The following is a 19043-nucleotide window of genomic DNA, read 5'->3' as shown; positions in this document are numbered from 1 at the left end:
TTGAGGGTGTAGTTGCGGGGCGTGTGGTGGCGGTCGCGGGGTAGGGGTCGAGGTCCCCCAGGATGGAAGTTCTCACAATGCCCATCTGGAAGACCTCGACGTGCACGACGCTACCTTCTGCCCTCCTGACCTGACGACGTTCTGCCGGCTGGACGAGCTCGGCCTCGTGGTGGTGGGCCAGCACGTGACTGCCCGGCGGGCGCTGCTCGAGTGCCGTGTCGCGGCCCGCGAGGAGGACGCGTTCTGCCGCCGGTGCGGCGCCGAGGGGATCGCGCGGGGCACGGTGACCCGCCGGCTCGCGCACGAGCCGTTCGGCTGGCGGCCGACGGCGCTGCTGATCAGGGTGCGGCGCTACCGGTGCGCCGGCTGCAGACGGGTGTGGCGCCAGGACACCACGCGGCGGCCGAGCCGCGGGCGAAGCTGTCCCGGGCGGCGGTCCGCTGGGCCCTGGCCGGTCTCGTCGTTCAGCACCTGACCGTGGCCAGGGTCGCCGAAGCCCTCGCGGTGTCGTGGCACACCGCGAATGACGCGGTCCTGGCCGAAGGGCACCGGACCCTGATCGATGATCCGGGACGGTTCGACGGCGCGTGTGTGATCGGGGTCGACGAGCACGTGTGGCGCCACACCCGCTCCGGGGAGAAGTACGTGACCGTGATCATCGACCTCACCCCGATCCGGGACGGCACCGGGCCGGCGAGGTTGCTCGACATGGTCGCAGGCCGCTCCAAGCAGGCGTTCAAGACCTGGCTCGCCGCCCGCCCGACGGCCTGGCGCGACGGCGTCGAGGTCGTCGCGATGGACGGCTTCACCGGCTTCAAGACCGCCACCGCCGAGGAACTGCCCGACGCCGTCGCGGTCATGGATCCGTTCCACGTGGTCCGCCTGGCCGGTGACGCCCTCGACCGCTGCCGTCGCCGGGTCCAGCTCGCTCTGAGTGGTCATCGCGGCCTGGCCGGTGATCCGCTCTACCGAGCCCGGCGCACCCTGCACACCGGCGCCGACCTGCTCACCGACCGCCAAGCGGAACGCCTGGAGGCACTGTTCGCCGTCGCCGAGCACGTCGAGGTCGAGGCGACCTGGGGCATCTACCAGCGCATGATCGCCGCTTACCGCCATCCCGACCGCGCCCAGGGCCGCACCCTGATGACCGCGGTCATCGACTCCCTCGCCCGCGCCGTTCCGACAGCCCTGAGCGAGCTCGTCACCCTCGGGCGGACGCTGAAGAAGCGCGCTGCTGACGTGCTGGCGTTCTTCGACCTGCCCGGCACGAGCAACGGGCCAACAGAGGCGATCAACGGCAGGCTCGAACACCTGCGCGGCTCCGCCCTCGGCTTCCGCAACCTGACCCACTACATCGCCAGATCCATCCTCGAGACCGGCGGCTTCAGACGGCAACTACACCCTCAACTGCGATGAGCCGGCAAAGTACAGGCCGACGAGGTCGGTCACCTTGCCCACCAGCTCCGGCTCGGTGGTGAACCGAAACGACTCGGCCCGCCACGGCTGGGCCCCGTAGGACCGCCAAGCCCGGGCCACCGTCGCCGGGGAGACATTCAACCGCACGGCCAGTAGCCGCGACGACCAGCGCGTCATCCCCAGCCGCTTCGGCGGCGGGGTCAACGTCGCGGTCACGATCGCCCGGTGATCGATCGTGCGCGGGCGCCCCGGGCGCGGCGCCTCTCCGAGCCCGGCCAGACCCCGCGACAGGTGCCGGTTGCGCCACAACCGCACCGTCGGCAGCGAGACACCGACCATGTTCGACACGCGTTGGGAGGCGCATCTCGATGAGCGAGCGCGCGTGAGTGCCGGGGAGCTTCGAGCACACAACGCTCGCCGTTGAACAGACACGCCGCCCGCGGGCCCGGTCAACCTCGCCTGCCTGCGCAACACTGCTGTCACCCTGCGCCGACGTCCGGGCCAGCGTCGGATCCGCTTTGCATGGTGAACCTGCTCTGCGAACGACGGGGTGAGACTTTGGGCGGCGCGCAGGGGGCGGCGATCTCACGCCCGGTCTGCGACGATGACCCCATGAGTGAGGCACCCGGCACCGACGCCCAGGATCAAGGGCCCGATCCGGCCCAGGACGCGCTGCGGATCGCGCTCGTCGACGACGCCCAGGCGGGCGAGCTGCTGACGCTGCGCCGGGCGGCGTTCGTCAGCGAGGCGCAGCTCTACGACGACCCGCACATCCCGCCCCTGACGCAGACGCTGCACGAGCTGCGCGACGACATGGCGCGCGACGACGTGGTGACCGTCGGCGCGTGGGAGGGGCACCGGCTCGTCGGGTCGCTGCGGCTCGAGATCGAGGGGGAGCGGGCCACGCTCGGGCGGCTGGCCGTGGCCCCCGACCAGCAGGCCAAGGGCATCGGCACGTCGCTGATGTTCGCGATCCTGCAGTACCTGCCGTCGCAGGTCACGGAGGTCTGGGCGTTCACGGGCAAGGACTCCAAGCACAACCTCGCGATGTACACCAAGCACGGGTACGAGGAGCAGTACGACCGCGCGGCGGGCAAGCTCACGATGACGTACCTGCGCCGGGTGCTCGACGAGGTCGACGCGAGGAACGCGGCCGAGGAGCGATGACCGCCGTCGGCCCGCGGGCCGCGGCGCGCCTCCCTGCACGCCAACCGGCGCGCCACCCCGCGCGGCGGCCGTCGATGGCGGACGTCGCCGCCGTCGCGGGCGTCTCGCACCAGACGGTCTCGCGGGTGCTCAACGACCACCCGAGCGTGCGGGGCGAGACCCGGCAGCGCGTGCTCGACGCGATCGCGAGCCTGGGCTACCGGCGCAACAGCGCCGCGCGCGCCCTCGCCACCGCGCGCTCCACGACCCTGGGCGTCGTCACGACCGGTTCGGCGCTCTTCGGCCCGACCAGCACGCTCATCGCGATCGAGGGCGCCGCCCGGGACGCGGGCTACTTCGTCTCCCTGGCCTCCCTGCGGACGTACGACGCGGAGGCCATGCGCGAGGCCCTGGAGCACTTCATGGACCAGGGCGTGGAGGCCATCGTGGTCATCGCGCCGCAGGACGACGTCGCGGCCGCGGTCGAGTCCTTCCGCGCCCCGGTGCCGGTACTGGTCGTCGCGGCGCTCGAGCGCCCGCCCCAGGACGCGGGCACCACGGCGGCGGGCCCGACGACGCTGTCGCTCGCCGTCGACCAGCGGGCGGGCGCGCGGGCGGCCACCGACCACCTGCTCGACCTGGGGCACCGCGACGTGCTGCACGTGGCCGGGCCGGGGGACTGGTTCGACGCCCGGGAGCGCACCGCCGGATGGCGCGAGGCGCTGGAGGCCCGCGGCATCGCCCCGAGCCGTCCCCGGCAGTGCACGTGGTCGGCCGAGGACGGGTACGCCGCCGGTCGTGACCTCGCGGAGGCGGTGGCGGCGCAGGAGGGGCCGACGGCGGTCTTCGCCGGCAACGACCAGCTGGCGCTCGGCATGCTCCGCGCGTTCTGGGAGCGCGGGGTGTCCGTGCCGGGCGACGTGTCCGTGGTGGGGTTCGACGACGTCGCCGGCGCCGCGTACTTCGTGCCGCCGCTGACCACCGTGCGGCAGCCCTTCGGGGAGCTCGGTGAGCGCAGCGTGGCGATGGTCGTCACGGCGCTCGCGGAACGGCGCGACGCCGCGGCCGGGCTGGTCGCGGTGCCCGCGACGGCCGCGAGGCCCGTCGCCGAGCGCATCCCGCCCGAGCTCGTCATCCGCTCCAGCACGGCCCCGCCCGCGCGCTCGACCGGGCGCTGACCGGGCGCTGACCGGGCACCGGCGCGAGTTCGTAGACTGGGGAACCGTGACCACCCCCTCGCAGGCACCGGACGCCGGTGCGGCCGCGCCCGCGGGCGCCTACCTCGACCACGCCGCCACGACCCCCATGTCGCGCGCGGCGCTCGAGGCGTACGTCGCGGAGGCCGGACACACGGGCAACGCGAGCTCGCTGCACTCGGCCGGTCGCGCGGCCCGGCGCGTCGTGGAGGAGTCACGCGAGTCGGTGGCGGCGGCGCTCGGCGCGCGCCCCAGCGAGGTGATCTTCACCGCCGGCGGCACGGAGGCCGACAACCTCGCGATCAAGGGCATCTTCTGGGGCCGGCGCCGCACCGACCCGCGCCGCACCCGGGTGCTGGTCTCCGCCGTCGAGCACCACGCGGTGCTCGACCCGGCGTTCTGGCTCGCGGGGCACGCGGGCGCGGAGATCGTCCTGCTGCCGGTGGACGGCGACGGGCGCGTGGTCCTCGCCGCCCTGCGCGCGGAGCTCGTGGAGCATGCCGACGAGGTCGCCCTCGTCTCGGTGATGTGGGCCAACAACGAGGTGGGCACCCTGCAGCCGGTGCGCGACGTCGTGCGCCTGGCACACCAGCACGGCGTGCCCGTGCACACGGACGCGGTGCAGGCGGTGGGCCAGGTGGAGGTCGACTTCGCCGCGTCGGGGGCGGACGCGATGACGGTGACCGGGCACAAGCTCGGCGGCCCGCGCGGCGTGGGCGCGCTGCTGGCCCGCCGCGACCTGCCACTCGAGGCGGTGCTGCACGGCGGCGGGCAGGAGCGCGGGGTGCGCTCGGGCACGCTCGACGCCCCCGCGATCCGAGCGTTCGCCGTCGCGCTGGCCGAGACGGTCGCCGCGCGCCCGGAGCGTGCCGCGGCGCTCGCGGCCCTGCGCGACGAGCTGGTCGCCGGCGTCCGGTACGCGGCCCCGGAGGCGGTGCTCCGAGGCCCCGACCCGGCGCTCCACACCGACGGCGTGCCCGCCCGCCTGCCCGGCAACGCGCACTTCACCTTCCCGGGCGCGGAGGGCGACTCCCTGCTGTACCTGCTGGACTCGGCGGGCGTCCAGGCGTCGACGGGCTCGGCCTGCCAGGCGGGGGTGCCGCAGCCGTCGCACGTGCTGCTCGCCATGGGCGTGCCGGAGCTGGAGGCCCGCGGCGCGCTGCGGTTCTCCCTCGGCGCGACGTCGGTGCGCTCGGACATCGAGCGGCTCGTCGCCGCGCTGCCCCAGGTGGTCGAGCGGGCCCGCGCGGCGGGGCTGGTCTCGGGCCCGGTGCGCGCGGGGGGTGCCGCATGAGGGTGCTGGCGGCAATGTCCGGCGGGGTGGACTCGGCCGTCGCCGCGGCGCTCGCGGTGGAGGCCGGGCACGACGTCGTCGGCGTGCACATGGCCCTGAGCCGCAACCGGGACCAGTTCCGCTCGGGCTCGCGCGGCTGCTGCTCCATCGAGGACGCCGGCGACGCGCGCCGGGCCGCGGACGTGCTCGGCATCCCGTACTACGTGTGGGACCTCTCCGAGACGTTCGAGCAGACCGTCGTCGCCGACTTCGTCGCGGAGTACTCGGCCGGGCGCACCCCCAACCCGTGCGTGCGCTGCAACGAGCACATCAAGTTCGAGGCCCTGCTGGACAAGGCGTCCGCGCTCGGGTTCGATGCCGTCGCGACGGGCCACTACGCGCAGGTCGTCACGCACGAGGCCGCCGACGGCGCGATGACCCGCGAGCTGCACCGGTCGCCGAACGCGGAGAAGGACCAGTCGTACGTGCTGGCAGTGATGGGCCCGGACCGCCTGGCCCGGGCGATATTCCCGCTGGGCGGGTTCGCGTCCAAGGCCGAGGTCCGCGCGGAGGCCGAGCGGCGTGGGCTGTCGGTGAGCGCCAAGCCGGACTCCTACGACATCTGCTTCGTGGCCGACGGCGACACGCGCGGCTTCCTGCGCGACCGGCTCGGCTCGCAGCCCGGCTCGGTGGTCGACGTGGAGGGCGCAGTGGTGGGCGAGCACGACGGCGCGTACGCGTTCACGGTCGGCCAGCGCAAGGGCCTGAGCCTGGGGCGCCCGGCCGCCGACGGGCGCGCTCGGTACGTCGTGGACGTGCAGACGTCGACCAACACCGTCGTGGTCGGCCCGGCCGAGCTGTTGTCCGTGGACCGCGTGGTCGCGCGGGACGCCGTCTGGCTCGCGCTGCAGCACGACGGCTGGGTCGACGCCGAGCTGCAGATCCGCGCCCACGGCGCGCCGGTGCCCGTGCAGGTGCAGGCGACGCCCGGCACGCCGGCCCGCGACGGGTCGGTGGCCGACGACGGGGCGCCCGGCATGCGGCTGCGCCTGGTGGGCGCCCCGCTGCGTGGCGTCGCGGCCGGCCAGTCCGCCGTCGTCTACCGCGGTACGCGGGTGCTCGGTCAGGCGACCGTGGCCGACGCCTGGCGCGCCTGACCGGGCCGGCCGTACGTCTCGAGGAGCCGGAGCCAGACCTCGCTGACGGTGGGGTAGGCGGGGACCGCGTGCCACAGCCGGTCGATCGGCACCTCACCGGCGATGGCGATCGTCGCGGCGTGCAGCAGCTCCGCGACGTCGGGGCCGACCACCGTGAACCCGACGAGCACGTGCCTGTCCTCGTCGACGACCATCCCTGCCCGGCCGGTGTACCCGTCGGCGTGCAGGGCGGCGCCGGCGACGGCCCCGAGGTCGTACTCGACGGCGCGGACGTGCAGCCCTGCCGCCTCGGCCGAGGCCGCGGTGTGGCCGACGGTGGCGATCTCCGGGTCGGTGAAGATCACCTGCCCCGCGGCGCGCTCGTCGGCCGTGGCCGCGTGCCGGCCCCAGGGGGCGAGGTCGACGGGGGTGCCGTGGGCGCGCGCGACGAGCGTGTCGCCCAGGGCCCTGGCCTGGTACTTGCCCTGGTGCGTGAGGGGGGCGCGGTGGTTGACGTCGCCGGCGGCATAGAGCCAGTCGTCGACCCGCAGCGAGTCGTCCACGTGCAGCCAGCCGCCGGGCGTGAGCCCGACGTGCTCGAGGCCGATGTCGGCCGTGTTCGGCGTGCGGCCGGTCGCGACCAGCACCTCGTCGACGTGGAGCGTGGTGCCGTCCGCGAGGTCGATGTGCACGACCCCGTTCGCGTCGCGGTGCACGCCCTCAGGCTCGGTCAGCAGGTGCAGTGCCACGCCCTGTGCCTTCAGCGCCTCGGCGACCAGGTCGCTCGCGAACGACTCGACGCGGGGCAGCAGGCCGTCGCGGGCGATCATCGTCACCTTCGCGCCGAGGGCCGCGTACGCGGTGGCCATCTCGGCCCCCACGACGCCGCCGCCGATGACCGCCAGCCGCTCGGGGACGGACCGGGCGGAGGCTGCCTCCCGGCTGGTCCACGGCGCGGCGTCGGCCAGACCGGGGACCGGCGGGACCACGGCGCTGGTGCCGGTGGCGACGACCACCGCCTGTCGCGCCTCGAGCACGGTCACGGCGCCGTCGGCGTCCGTCACCTCGACGGTCCGCGCGCCGCTGAGGCGCCCGACGCCGCGGAACAGGGAGATCCCGGCGCCCTGTAGCCAGGCGACCTGGCCGGCGTCGCCCCAGTGCGAGGCGAAGGCGTCACGGCGCTGCAGGACGGCTGCCGGGTCCAGCTCCCCGGTCACGGCGGCCCTGGCGCCGGGAAGAGCGCGGACGGCGCGCAGCGCCGCCGCATCCCGAAGGAGGGCCTTGGTGGGCATGCAGGCCCAGTACGAGCACTCCCCGCCCACGAGCTCGCTCTCCACGATCGCCGCGGTGAGGCCGCCCCGCACGACCCCGTCGGCGACGTTCTCGCCGACCGGGCCGGCGCCGATGACGACGACGTCGAAGATGTTCTCGGTCATGTCAGTTGCCCTTCTTGGCGACGAAGTGCAGACGCACGGCGGAGGCGAGGAAGAAGATGCCGCCGAGGACGGCGTACCCGGCGACCGTGGCGAGGTTTCCGTCGGGCGCGGCCGACTCGCGGATGAAGTTCGCCCCGGCGAGCACGGAGATGCTGCCGCTGAGGATCATGGGCCACTGGCCCCCGAGCCGGTAGCGGCGGATGGCGACGGCAAGCTGCACGAGCCCGGCGGTGATCGCCCAGGCGCCCCAGACCGTGAGCACCGCGGGGATGCCCGAGGTGAGGGCGACGGCCAGGCCGATGGCGGTCAGCAGGCTGAGCGCCATGTTGACGTACAGGCCGACGGTGGGCCGGGCGGACTTGGCGGAGCGGAAGTCGACGACCGCCGCGGCGACGTCGAAGAGCGGGTACAGCACGATCAGCGTCGCGCTCAGCGGGGCGACGCTCCCGCCGACCATGAACACCAGGACGGCCCAGACGATGGCGAAGCCGAACCGGACGAAGTACAGGTTCCGCAGGGCGGTGGCGGTGGAGGCGACGGAGGTGGGTGGTGCCACGGTGGTGGTCATGAGATTCCCTTCGTTGGAGCCGGAGCGGACGGGGCCCGGATGGACCCGTCGGACGGCGTTCCGCTCGGTAGACTAACTAGTCACTCTACCGAGCGAGACAGTACACAGCACCGTTGTCCGACGCAAGGGGTGGGAGGGGAGCCACGTATGATCACGACCGTGCAGGGGTCCGTGCGAGAACGCCTGATCGAGGCGGCGAACGAGCTGTTCTACGCCCGCGGGATGCGCGCGGTGAGCGTGGACAAGGTCATCGAACGCGCCGGCACCACGAAGGTGACGTTCTACCGCCACTTCAGGACCAAGGACGACCTCGTGGTCGCCTACCTCGAGCGCCGAGCGGCCCTCGAGCGCGAGGGCGTCGCCGCGGCCATCGCCCACGGCGACGGCGACGTGGACGCGGCGCTGCGAGTGCTCGCCGAGCAGACCGGGATCGTCGCGTGCGCCCCCGGGTTCCGGGGATGCCCGTTCATCAATGCCGCCGCGGAGTACCCCGACGCCGACAGCCCGGTCCGACGGCTCGTCGCCGGGCACCGTGCGTGGTGGACGAGCGCGTTCGAACGGCTCGTCGCGCCGCTCGAGCCGGCCGATCCCGACGCGGTCGCCGACGACCTGATGCTGCTCCGCGACGGCGTGATGGTCGCCGGCTACCTGGGGGACGCCACCAAGGTGGGGGCGTCGTTCCTCCGCAGCTGCCGCGCCGTCGTGCGCTCCTGACGCAGGCCCGCCACCCGGAGGTGGGGGTCAGCCCTGCGCCAGCCGCTGCCGGCGCGCCTCGTACAGCACGATCGACGCGGCGTTGGACGCGTTGAGCGAGCTCGCGGAGCCGGCCATAGGGATCGCCACCGTGGCGTCGGCGGCCTCGCGCCACCCCTTCGACAACCCGGCGGTCTCGTTGCCGACGGCCAGCAGCACCGGCCCGGTCAGGTCGACGTCGGCCGGTGCGGCGTCGCCGTCCTCGTCGGTCGCGACGACGGTGACCCCGCGCCCCGCGTCCCGGTGCGCGGCGACCCAGTCCATGACCTCGGCGTGCGAGGCGGAGCGGACCACGGGCAGCGCGAACAGGGATCCCGTCGAGGCGCGCACCGACTTCGGGTCGTAGGGGTCGGCGGCGTGGCCGGTGACGATCAGGCCGTCGGCGCCGAACGCGTCGGCCGACCGCACGACCGCGCCGACGTTGCCCGGCTGGGTGGGCCGGTCGAAGACGACGCCCAGGAATGCCGGCCCCACGGGGACCCGGTCCAGGTCGTCGGGCGCCATCGCCACCACGGCCAGGAGCTCGGTGGCGCCCTCGTCCTTCTCCGACAGCTCGGCGAGTAGCTCCGGCGCCATCGCGATGGTCTCGGCCCGCGTCGACTGCAGCAGGTCCTGCGCCCACGACGACAGCCGCCGGTCCGTCTCGTGCAGCAGGGTGCGCACCTGCCACCCGTGCTCCACGGCCATCGTGATGGGGCGCACGCCCTGGACGAGGAACTCCCCGGCGCGGCCGCGCTTGGTGCGGTTGGTGAGCAACGTCTGCAGCTGCTGGAAACGGGCATTGCGCACGGTGATCCGCATGCCCGCAGTCTCCCACGGCGCCAGGCACGTCATCGGCACGTCAGCGGCACGTCAGCGGCGCAGCTCGTGCTCCCACCAGACCTGGTCGCGCATCACCCAGTGCTCGGCCTCGAGGCCGTCGTGCACGCGGACCAGGTGCATCTCGCGGACGGTGAAGCGCCGGTGCGACGGCGCGACGCCGAGGAAGAACCCCGAGTGCAGGGCGCTGAAGGCGACGTGCAGGGAGACGAGGTCGCCCTCGGTGATCGCGTGCAGCACCTCGACGTGCTGCTCGACGAACGCGTCGTGGAACCAGTGCATGGTCGCGACCAGCGCGTCGGGGCCGCCGGCGCAGCCGGGCAGCACGTCGTGGTTGCGGAAGCCGGGGGCGAGCTGGCGGCGCAGCACCGCCTCCGCGCCGGCCGGCATCGCGTTCGCGTGCACGCGTGTCGCGACGGCTCGGGGGGTGGACGGGTGTGCTGTCGGTGGCGCGGGCTCCGGTCTCGCCGCGTCGAGGATGACGGACATCTGGACTCCTTCGTCGGGCCGTTACCGTGCTCCTACCCTTCGAGAGCAGCGAGCGGCCGCGGCGTGACGCGGTGGGAGAGGTGACATGGTGGTGAAGGTGGTGAAGTCCGTGCCCGACGCCGTGGTAGACAGCCCTGTGCCCGACAACCCACTCGACATCTCAGCGATGAACTCATGACGACGGTCTCCGGGCACGGCCCGTGGCCCGGCGGTGTGCGCGACGAGCTGTCCGCGCAGCAGACCGTCCTCGACGACCTGGCGTCCCTGCCGACGGGGGTCGACGCGCTGCCGTTCCTCACCCAGCTCACGGGCCGGGGGCCGGGCGCCGACGCCGTCGGGCGGACGGCGGCCCTGCTCGCCGAGATGCCCGTCGAGCTCGGCCCGCACGGCTGGAAGCTGGCCGATCACCCCGGCGCGGACCTGCGCCGGGCCGAGACGATGCTGCGCGACGACCTGTCCGCGCTGGCGGTGGCGGCCGTGGGTCACGACGGCCCCCTCGCCGTCGAGCTCGTCGGACCGTGGACCCTCGCCGCGGAGCTCTGGTCGGCACGCGGCGACCGCGTCCTCGCCGACACCGGCGCCCGCCGCGACCTGTCCCACGCGCTGGGTGAGGCGGTCCGCGCCCACGTCGCCGACGTGCGCGCCCAGGTGCCGGGGGCCGAGCCGGTGGTGCAGCTCACCGAGCGGCTGCTCGGTCAGGTGCACGCGGGCGTGCTGCCGAGCTTCTCGGGCTTCTCGCGCCTGCGCGCCGTGCCCGGGCCCGAGATCGTGGAGGGGCTGCAGCCCGTCATCGACGCCGCGCACGCCGCCGGCGCCCGCGTCGTGGTGCACCTCGGCGCGACGTGGGTCGGCGTGCCGCCGGTGGCGCTCGCCGGCGCGGACGCCGTCGGGCTCGACCTCGCCGACGTCGGCAGCGGTCATGAAGGTGCGGGCTGGAACGAGCGGGCCTGGGAGCTCCTGGCCCGCGCGAGCGAGCGGGGCCTCGGCCTGTGGGCGGGCCTGCCGCCCGCGACCGTGTCGCAGTGCTCGGGGCCCCAGCTCGCGGAGCTGGTCCGGCTCGTCGCCGAGCCCTGGCGGCGCATCGGCCTGCCCGCGGCGGGGCTCGCCGACGTCACCCTGCTCGCGGGGTCGCGACGGCGGCCCGGCACCGTCGACGAGCATCGCGCCGAGCTGGCCAACCTCGGCCGGGTGGCCGAGGCGCTCGCGGAACGCGCCGCCGCGTGACGCGGCGGCTGCCGGGAACTGCGTAGGCTGATCTTCGGCGTCGTGCTTGCGTCCGCTCGGCGTGTCCGACTTGTCCCCGACCTGCGAAGGACTCCCCGTGACCTCCCTGCGAGCCGTGCTGTTCGACCTCGACGGCGTGCTCACACCCACCGCCGAGGTGCACATGCGTGCGTGGGAGCGCCTCTTCGCGCCCTGGTGCGATGCCCGCGGCCTGGCGCCGTACACCGCCGCGGACTACTTCGCGCACATCGACGGCAAGCCGCGGTACGACGGCGTGGCGACGTTCCTCGCCTCCCGCGGCGTCGAGCTGCCGCGCGGCTCGTCCGACGACGCACCCGGCGAGGACACCGTGTGCGCGCTGGGCAACCGCAAGGACGAGATCGTCAACCGGATGTTCGCGGACGAGGGCATCGCCCCGTACCCGGGGTCCGTGCGCTTCCTGGACGCCGTCACGGCGGCGGGGGCGCAGGTCGCCGTCGTGTCGTCCTCGCGCAACACTCCCGCCGTGCTTGCCGCGTCGGGCCTTGCGGACCGGTTCGACGTCGTCGTCGACGGCAACGTCGCGGCGCGTGAGCACCTGCCGGGCAAGCCCGCCCCCGACACCTACCTGCGCGCCGCGGCCCTGCTGGGCGTGCCCGCCGCGGAGTCTGTCGTGGTGGAGGACGCGCTGTCGGGCGTGCAGGCGGGCGCCGCCGGCCTGTTCGGCCTCGTGCTCGGCGTCGACCGGGGTGTGGGCGCCCACGCGCTCTCCGCGCACGGCGCCGACCGGGTCGTGTCCGACCTGGGCGAGCTCGACGCGTCCGTCCTCGACCTCCAGGGGGAGTCCGCATGATTCACCGCACCGCAGACGAGCAGCGCGCCGTCGACCGCGTCCGGTTCCCCGCCGAGCCGTGGCGCCTCGTGGAGGCCAAGTTCTCCGCCGAGGACCTGGGCGTCACCGAGTCGCTGTTCGCCGTCGCCAACGGCTACCTCGGGATGCGGGGCAACGTCGAGGAGGGCCGCGAGTCCCACGCGCACGGCACGTTCATCAACGGCTTCCACGAGACCTGGCCGATCCGGCATGCCGAGGATGCGTACGGCTTCGCCAAGGTCGGCCAGACCATCGTCAACGTGCCGGACACCAAGGTGATCCGGCTCTACGTGGACGACGAGCCCCTGCTCCTGCCGGTTGCGGACCTGGTCGACTACGAGCGCTCCCTCGACCTGCGCGACGGCGTGCTGCGCCGCGAGATCCTGTGGCGCAGCCCGTCCGGGAAGCGGGTCAAGATCAGCTCGCAGCGCATGGTCTCGTTCGTCGAGCGGCACCTCGCCCTCATGACGTTCGAGGTCACGCTGCTGGACGCCGACGGCCCCGTCGCGCTCTCCTCGCAGATCCTCAACCGCCAGGACGGGCAGGACGAGTACCACGTGCCGGACGCCTCTCTCGGCGAGGGCTTCGACCCGCGCCGGGCCGAGCAGTTCGCCGGTCGGGTGCTGCGGCCGCAGACCCGGTGGGGCGACGACGAGCGCCTCGTGCTCTCCTACCGCTGCACCAACTCGGGCATGACGCTCGCGGTCGCGGCCGACCACCACCTGGAGACGCAGGACGAGTGGGACGTGCGCACCCAGGTGGACGACGACCTGGCGAAGCACGTCTTCCGCGTCGACGCGAAGGCGGGGCACCCGATCCGCCTCACCAAGGTCGTCACGTACCACACGTCGCGCGGCGTCCCGGCGCGGGAGCTCGTGGACCGCTGCCGCCGCACGCTCGACCGCGTCCGGGACGGCGGCATCGAGGTCCAGCTCCGTCACCAGCGGCGGTGGCTGGACGATTTCTGGGACCGGTCCGACGTGGAGGTGGAGGGCCGCCCGGAGATCCAGCAGGCGGTGCGGTGGAACCTCTTCCAGCTCGCGCAGGCCACCGCGCGGGCGGAGGGCTCCGGCGTCCCCGCCAAGGGGCTCACCGGCAGCGGCTACTCCGGGCACTACTTCTGGGACACCGAGATCTACGTGCTCCCGTTCCTCACGTACACGTCGCCGCGGTTCGCGCGGAACGCGCTGCGGTTCCGCTACCAGATGCTCGACGCGGCGCGCCGCCGGGCGCGCGAGCTGTCGCAGAAGGGCGCCCTCTTCCCGTGGCGCACCATCAATGGCGAGGAGGCGTCCGCCTACTACGCGGCGGGCACGGCGCAGTACCACATCGACGCCGACATCAGCTATGCGCTGGTGCAGTACGTGCGCGCCACCGACGACCGGGACTTCCTGCGTCGCGAGGCGGCGGACATCCTCGTGGAGACCGCCCGCATGTGGCAGGACCTCGGGTTCTGGCGCGCCAACGGCGACGACAACTTCCACGTGCACGGGGTGACCGGGCCGGACGAGTACACGACCGTGGTGAACGACAACCTGTTCACCAACGTCATGGCCAGGTTCAACCTGCGGGCGGCGGCACTCGTCGTGGAGCAGATGCGCGCGGACTTCCCGGAGGACTACGCACGGCTCGCCGAACGACTCTCCCTGGGCGTGCACGAGACCACCGAGTGGAACCGTGCGGCCGACAAGATGTCCATCCCGTACGCCGAGAGCATCGGCATCCACCCGCAGGACTCGCACTTCCTGGAGCGGGAGCTGTGGGACCTGGCGGCGACGCCGGTCACCAAGCGCCCGCTCCTGCTGCACTACCACCCGCTGGTGATCTACCGGTACCAGGTCCTCAAGCAGGCGGACGTCGTCCTCGCGCTGTTCCTGCAGGGCAAGTACTTCACCGCGGAGGAGAAGCTCGCCGACTTCGAGTACTACGACCCGCTGACCACCGGGGACTCCACGCTGTCCGGCGTCGTGCAGTCGATCATCGCGGCCGAGGTGGGCTACCACGAGCTCGCGCTGGAGTACTTCGTGTCCTCGCTGCTCGTGGACCTGGCCAACCTGCACTCGAACGCGGCCGACGGCGTGCACGTCGCCTCGGCCGGGGGCACGTGGACGGCGCTGGCGTTCGGGTTCGGCGGCATGCGCGACCACGACGGCGAGCTCTCCTTCGACCCGCGGCTGCCGCAGGGCTGGGAGGGGCTGACGTTCCGCGTGACGTGGCACGGCTCGCGCCTGCGCATCACCGTGCGGCCCGAGGAGATCGAGCTCGTGGCGGAGACCGGCGACGGCGCGCAGGTCACGGTGCGCGGCGAGCAGGTGAAGGTCACGCCCGGCGACCCCGTGCGCGTCGCCCTCGACGGTCAGGGGGCCGTGCGGCCCGGACGCCCGAGCCTGCGCGCCCTCTCCGGCAACCGTCGCGACGACGGCACCCTCATCACGGCGAGGGTGCCGCACTCCTGACCGTCACCGCTGGTCGAGCCTGTCGAAACCGGGGACTCGACCCTTCGACAGGCTCAGGACGGCGCAGGCTCGACCAGCGACGTCAGGCGAGGCGCTCGCGCAGGAACGTCCAGGCCAGCGCGGACATGTGCGCGGCCTGCGCGTTGTTGGCCGCGCCGCCGTGCCCGCCCTCGATGTTCTCGTACGAGGTGACGTCCTTCCCCGCAGCGAGCATGAGCGCGGCCATCTTGCGCGCGTGGCCGGGGTGCACGCGGTCGTCCTTGGTGGACGTCGTGAACAGCACCGGCGGGTAGTCGCGGTCGGCGTCGAACAGGTGGTACGGCGAGAACGTCCGGACGAACTCCCAGTCCGCGGTGTCCGGGTCGCCGTACTCGGCAACCCAGGACGCGCCGGCGAGCAGGTGCGAGTACCGCTTCATGTCGAGCAGCGGCACCTGCACCACGACGGCCCCGAACAGCTCGGGGTACTGCGTGAGCATGTTGCCGGCAAGCAGCCCGCCGTTGGACCCGCCCTGCGCGCCCAGGTGCGCGGGGGTCGTGATGCCGCGAGCCACGAGGTCGCGGGCCACGGCGGCGAAGTCCTCGTACGCCTTGTGGCGGCGCTCGCGCAGCGCGGCCTGGTGCCACGCGGGGCCGTACTCGCCGCCGCCTCGGATGTTGGCCACCACGTGCACGCCGCCGCGGGCCAGCCACGCGCGGCCGGCCGCGGGGGAGTAGCCGGGCAGCAGCGGGATCTCGAAGCCGCCGTACCCGTAGAGCAGGGTCGGCGCCGCGCCCGGGAGCGTCGGGTCGGCCGGACGCACCAGGTCCTCGCGCCCGACGACGAAGTACGGCACGCGGGTGCCGTCGTCGGAGGTGGCGAAGTGCTGGACGGCGACCATGCCGTCGGCGTCGAAGAACGCGGGGGCGGCCTTCAGCGGCTCGGGCTCGGCCGGCTCGTCCTCGGGGCCGCGGACGGTCGCGAGCGCGAGGGTCGACGGCGTGAGGTAGCCGGTGGTGGTGAGCCAGACGTCGTCGCCGTCCACCGGGTCGACGGCGCGAGCGCCGACGGTGACGAGGTCGCTGCCCACGGGCAGCGTCGAGCGGGTCCAGGGCTCGCCGGGCGCCGTGCCCGCCCCGGCGGGCGGGGTGAGTACGTGCAGGCGGTTCTTCACGTCGTCGAGCACGTTCACCACCAGGTGGTGCCGCGTCCAGGCGGCCCCGACCAGGGAGGTCGACGGCGTGGGCTCGAACAGGACGGTGAGCTCGCGCGAGCCCGCGAGGAACGCGTCCGCGGGGGCAGCGAGCAGCGAGCCGGCGGGGTACGTGGTGCCGGCGGTGGTCCAGTCGTCGCGCAGCTCGACCAGCAGCCACTCGCGGTGGAAGCCGACCTCAGCCGACTCGGGCACGTCGATCTTCACGAGCCGCTGCTCGGGCGTGCCGACCTGCTCGACGAGGTACGTCTCCGAGCGGTAGAAGGCGATCGACCGGCTCACGACGTCGCGCTCGAAGCCCGGCGTCCGGGAGCGCCGTGCCGAGATGTACATGTCGTCGTCGGTGCCCTCGTACACGACGACTGCGGCCTCCAGCGGTGTCCCGCGCCGCCAGAGCTTGGCGACCCGCGGATAGCCCGACGGGGTCATGGTGCCCGGCCCGAAGTCCGTGAAGACGTACACGGCGTCCTCGTCGGCCCAGGCGAGCCCGCCCTTGGCGGTGTGGCCGTCGGCCCGCGCGGTGTCGCGCTCGAACCCGCCCTCGGCCGCCGGCACGAACCGCTTGTCCACGAGGTCGAACTCGCGCGTCACGTCGGCGTCGGACCCGCCGGGGGAGAGGTCCACGAGCGCGCGGCGCCAGGGCTCTCCCGCGGCGAGCTGCTCCGGGGTGGGGCGCAGCAGCGAGGCGCCGTGCCACACCCAGCTCTCGGCCTCCGCCGCGGCGAGGGCGTCGAGGTCGAGCACCGTCTCCCACGCGGGGTCGTCGGTGCGGTACTCCTCGAGGGTGGTGCGACGCCACAGGCCGCGCTCGTGCTCGGCGTCGCGCCAGAAGTTGTACAGGTGGTCGCCGATCCGCGACACGTCGGGGATGCGCTCGTCGGAGTCCAGCACCTCGCGGACCGCCGCCTCCGTGGCCGCGAAGCCCTCGGCCGCGCCGAGGGTGGCGTGCGCGTGGTCGTTGCGCGCGCGCACCCAGGCGAGCGCGTCCGCGCCCTCGACGTCCTCCAGCCACGCGAACGGGTCGGGCGCTCCGGGGTCGAGCGGGGTGGTCGGTGCGGCGGTGGACGGGACGGTCTCGAGACGCTCGGCGGTCATGGTCGGCACGATAACCTCCGGGCCAGGCACTCCGGCGGCAGGTCCTCTTCCAACCGGGGGGCGCCCGTGGTAGAAACTCCTGGTCAGGGGATTGATCCCGCTATGGACGTTCCAGGGGTTTCGCCCCTTTCACCCACGGGGGTGCGGTGAGTACGACGACCTCTGCCGGTCCGGGCGCGAGCGCGCGCGTCATCGGACAGCTCTGCGCCGGGGCCGCGGTGCTCTGCGTCGCGGCCGTGCCGGTGCTCGGGGGTGCCGCGGGGGAACCCGTGGCGCGCGAGACGGGATGGGCCTTGGCCGCCCTGGCGGCCGTCCTCGTCGTGGTCGCGGCGGTAGCGCTGTCGCTGGCCGCCCGGCGGGCCGAGTCCGCCCGTCTCGCGTTCCGCGACGAGCTCGCGGCGGGCCTGGCGGCGAGCGCGCGGTCCCTCGAGGAGGCGACGACGGCGCTGGCGGGCGCCCAGGAGGCGCACGACGACCAGCGGGCCGCGGTCGAGACCGCCGTCGTCGCGCTGGGCCGCAAGGTCCAGGCCTCGGCGCACCGCATCCAGGAGGAGGCCGCGCGCATGGTGCAGCGGCACGCGGCGGACCCGGACGTGCTGCACACCTCCATGCGGATCGACCACGCCGCGGCCCAGCACGCGCGGCAGGCGCAGAACCTCGTCGCCCTCTGCGGCCGCCGGCCCGGCCAGGCCTGGGACGACCCGCTGGCCCTGCCGGACGTCGTCCGGGCGGCCGCCGGGCGCATCACCGCCTTCCAGCGCATCGACGTCTCGGGCGACCCGGGTCTGGCGGTCCTCGGGCGGGCGATCGAGCCGCTCGCGCACGTGGTCGCGGAGCTGCTCGCGAACGCCACCCAGTGCTCCCCGCCGAACACCCAGGTCCTCGTCGCCATCCGGCAGGTGCAGCGAGGCGCCGTCATCGAGGTCGACGACTGCGGCGTGGGGATGGCCCCGCGTGAGCTCGAGCGGGTGCGGGAGGTCGCGTCGGGCAAGCGCCCGGTGGGGATCGCGGACCTCGGCGAGGTCCCGCAGACCGGCCTGGCCGTCGTCGGCGCGTACGCGCGCCTGCTCGGCCTGCGCGTGGACCTGATGGAGTCCGTCTACGGGGGCCTGCGGGCCGTCGTGCTGGTCCCCGGCGAGCTGACCACCACGTCCGCGGTGGCACCGGAGGCGCTGGCCCCGAGCGTCGACGAGGCGTGGGGCGATCGCGCGGTCGTGCCCGAGGCCCGGACGACTGCGGCACTCTCGTTCGCGCCGTCGTCCGTGCCGCCGGAACCGGTGGCGCCGCCGGCGCTCCCGCAGCGGCGCGCGAGGCGCGGCGCCGTCGACCCGGCCGCTCTCGCCCCGGCCCGGACCCCCACTGCCCAGACCGCCGACCAGACCGCTGACCAGACCGCGGAGCAGGCCGGCGAATGGATCGGCGCGTTCTTCGCGACCGATCACCACGCCCAGGAGCCGTCGACCGTGACGGACGGGAACTCGGAGGACAGATGACCACCCAGACCACCGGCACGACGCCGCTCGGGATCGCGCATCCCGACAGCTGGATGCTCGACCTCGTGGCCGGGGTGCGTGGTGTGCGGCACGCCGTCGTGCTCAGCTCCGACGGGCTGGTGAAGGTCCGCACGGACGTCACCGACCCGGACTCCGCCGACAAGGTCGCGGCGGCCTGCGCGGGCCTCATCGCCCTCGGCATGAGCATGGGCCGGGAGTTCGGCGCGGGGGACCGGCTGCGCCAGGTGCTCGTGGAGTTCGAGGGCGGCTTCCTCTTCGTCCGTGGTGCGGGCGACGGGTCGCGGCTCGCGGTCGTGACCGACGCGACCGTGGACCCCGGGCTCGTGGCCCAGCAGATGCAGGCCCAGGTCCTCATGATCGGGGAGCGGACGCTCGGCACCGACCCGGTCGGGCCGTCGGTCGCGCTCCCGCTCGAGACCACGCTCGAGACCATGCCCGGTTCCCCGTCCGAGCCCTCGCTCGAGCACTGAGGGAGACCCG

Annotated in this window: 16 protein-coding genes and 1 pseudogene; 11 read left to right on the top strand and 6 right to left on the bottom strand. The window is 74.1% G+C overall.

Features of this window, described 5'->3' with window-relative positions; genetic code table 11:
• Window positions 1-100 precede the first annotated feature (100 nt).
• Window positions 101-1416: pseudogene (locus tag AC1C2V_RS04945) on the top strand (ISL3 family transposase).
• Here AC1C2V_RS04945 and AC1C2V_RS04940 read toward each other — a convergent pair.
• The gene (locus tag AC1C2V_RS04940) at window positions 1396-1755 is read right to left on the bottom strand and encodes a helix-turn-helix domain-containing protein (protein ID WP_495389117.1); all 360 of its coding nucleotides are present in this window, start codon (window positions 1753-1755) and stop codon (window positions 1396-1398) included. The pseudogene AC1C2V_RS04945 and the gene AC1C2V_RS04940 overlap by 21 nt on opposite strands.
• Window positions 1756-2028: 273 nt before the next feature.
• Here AC1C2V_RS04940 and AC1C2V_RS04935 point away from each other — a divergent pair, with 273 nt between their 5' ends.
• The 4 genes from AC1C2V_RS04935 to mnmA are packed head-to-tail and all read left to right on the top strand — an operon-like array spanning window position 2029 to window position 6188.
• Window positions 2029-2583, top strand: coding sequence for a GNAT family N-acetyltransferase (locus tag AC1C2V_RS04935; protein WP_495388483.1), 555 nt, complete (start codon window positions 2029-2031; stop codon window positions 2581-2583).
• A complete protein-coding gene (locus AC1C2V_RS04930) occupies window positions 2580-3740 on the top strand; it encodes a LacI family DNA-binding transcriptional regulator (protein WP_495388482.1) in 1161 nt (386 codons plus the stop codon). Before AC1C2V_RS04935 ends, AC1C2V_RS04930 begins: the two co-directional genes overlap by 4 nt.
• A gap of 46 nt (window positions 3741-3786) precedes the next feature.
• Window positions 3787-5052: a cysteine desulfurase family protein gene (locus AC1C2V_RS04925; RefSeq protein ID WP_495388481.1), complete on the top strand. Its 1266-nt coding sequence runs from the start codon at window positions 3787-3789 to the stop codon at window positions 5050-5052.
• The gene (gene mnmA, locus AC1C2V_RS04920; protein ID WP_495388480.1) at window positions 5049-6188 is read left to right on the top strand and encodes a tRNA 2-thiouridine(34) synthase MnmA; all 1140 of its coding nucleotides are present in this window, start codon (window positions 5049-5051) and stop codon (window positions 6186-6188) included. Before AC1C2V_RS04925 ends, mnmA begins: the two co-directional genes overlap by 4 nt.
• Here mnmA and AC1C2V_RS04915 read toward each other — a convergent pair.
• Both AC1C2V_RS04915 and AC1C2V_RS04910 read right to left on the bottom strand, forming a co-directional pair.
• On the bottom strand, window positions 6155-7603 hold the full coding sequence (locus AC1C2V_RS04915; protein ID WP_495388479.1) for a dihydrolipoyl dehydrogenase family protein: 1449 nt from the start codon (window positions 7601-7603) through the stop codon (window positions 6155-6157). The two genes, mnmA and AC1C2V_RS04915, sit on opposite strands and share 34 nt — an antisense overlap.
• Window position 7604: 1 nt before the next feature.
• Window positions 7605-8171: a hypothetical protein gene (locus AC1C2V_RS04910; RefSeq protein WP_495388478.1), complete on the bottom strand. Its 567-nt coding sequence runs from the start codon at window positions 8169-8171 to the stop codon at window positions 7605-7607.
• Window positions 8172-8318: 147 nt separating this feature from the next.
• On the opposite strand from AC1C2V_RS04910, the gene AC1C2V_RS04905 reads away from it, so the two are divergent.
• Window positions 8319-8885, top strand: coding sequence for a TetR/AcrR family transcriptional regulator (locus AC1C2V_RS04905; RefSeq protein ID WP_495388477.1), 567 nt, complete (start codon window positions 8319-8321; stop codon window positions 8883-8885).
• Between the two features lie 27 nt (window positions 8886-8912).
• On the opposite strand, the gene AC1C2V_RS04900 is transcribed toward AC1C2V_RS04905, so the two are convergent.
• Window positions 8913-9725, bottom strand: coding sequence for a TrmH family RNA methyltransferase (locus AC1C2V_RS04900; protein WP_495388476.1), 813 nt, complete (start codon window positions 9723-9725; stop codon window positions 8913-8915).
• 51 nt (window positions 9726-9776) lie between these two features.
• On the bottom strand, window positions 9777-10232 hold the full coding sequence (locus AC1C2V_RS04895; RefSeq protein ID WP_495388475.1) for an ester cyclase: 456 nt from the start codon (window positions 10230-10232) through the stop codon (window positions 9777-9779).
• 174 nt (window positions 10233-10406) lie between these two features.
• Between AC1C2V_RS04895 and AC1C2V_RS04890 the strand changes: the two genes are divergently transcribed.
• The 3 genes from AC1C2V_RS04890 (at window position 10407) to AC1C2V_RS04880 (ending at window position 14762) form a co-directional block, all read left to right on the top strand.
• Window positions 10407-11456 (top strand): uroporphyrinogen decarboxylase/cobalamine-independent methonine synthase family protein, encoded by a 1050-nt coding sequence (locus AC1C2V_RS04890; RefSeq protein ID WP_495388474.1) that lies wholly within the window; start codon window positions 10407-10409, stop codon window positions 11454-11456.
• Window positions 11457-11553: 97 nt separating this feature from the next.
• On the top strand, window positions 11554-12288 hold the full coding sequence (locus AC1C2V_RS04885; RefSeq protein WP_495388473.1) for an HAD family hydrolase: 735 nt from the start codon (window positions 11554-11556) through the stop codon (window positions 12286-12288).
• Window positions 12285-14762, top strand: a complete 2478-nt coding sequence (locus AC1C2V_RS04880) for a glycoside hydrolase family 65 protein (protein WP_495388472.1) — start codon at window positions 12285-12287, stop codon at window positions 14760-14762. Before AC1C2V_RS04885 ends, AC1C2V_RS04880 begins: the two co-directional genes overlap by 4 nt.
• Before the next feature lie 82 nt (window positions 14763-14844).
• On the opposite strand, the gene AC1C2V_RS04875 is transcribed toward AC1C2V_RS04880, so the two are convergent.
• Window positions 14845-17049, bottom strand: coding sequence for a prolyl oligopeptidase family serine peptidase (locus AC1C2V_RS04875; protein WP_495388471.1), 2205 nt, complete (start codon window positions 17047-17049; stop codon window positions 14845-14847).
• A gap of 146 nt (window positions 17050-17195) precedes the next feature.
• Here AC1C2V_RS04875 and AC1C2V_RS04870 point away from each other — a divergent pair, with 146 nt between their 5' ends.
• Both AC1C2V_RS04870 and AC1C2V_RS04865 read left to right on the top strand, forming a co-directional pair.
• The gene (locus AC1C2V_RS04870; RefSeq protein WP_495388470.1) at window positions 17196-18542 is read left to right on the top strand and encodes an ATP-binding protein; all 1347 of its coding nucleotides are present in this window, start codon (window positions 17196-17198) and stop codon (window positions 18540-18542) included.
• Window positions 18539-19033 (top strand): roadblock/LC7 domain-containing protein, encoded by a 495-nt coding sequence (locus AC1C2V_RS04865; protein ID WP_495388469.1) that lies wholly within the window; start codon window positions 18539-18541, stop codon window positions 19031-19033. The genes AC1C2V_RS04870 and AC1C2V_RS04865 overlap by 4 nt, the downstream gene beginning before the upstream one ends.
• The last annotated feature ends 10 nt before the right edge of the window (window positions 19034-19043 follow it).

The organism is Isoptericola sp. Y541, from assembly GCF_059445465.1.
Note: the sequence above shows the minus strand (reverse complement) of the source record. Positions and strands in the feature narration are given on the sequence as shown.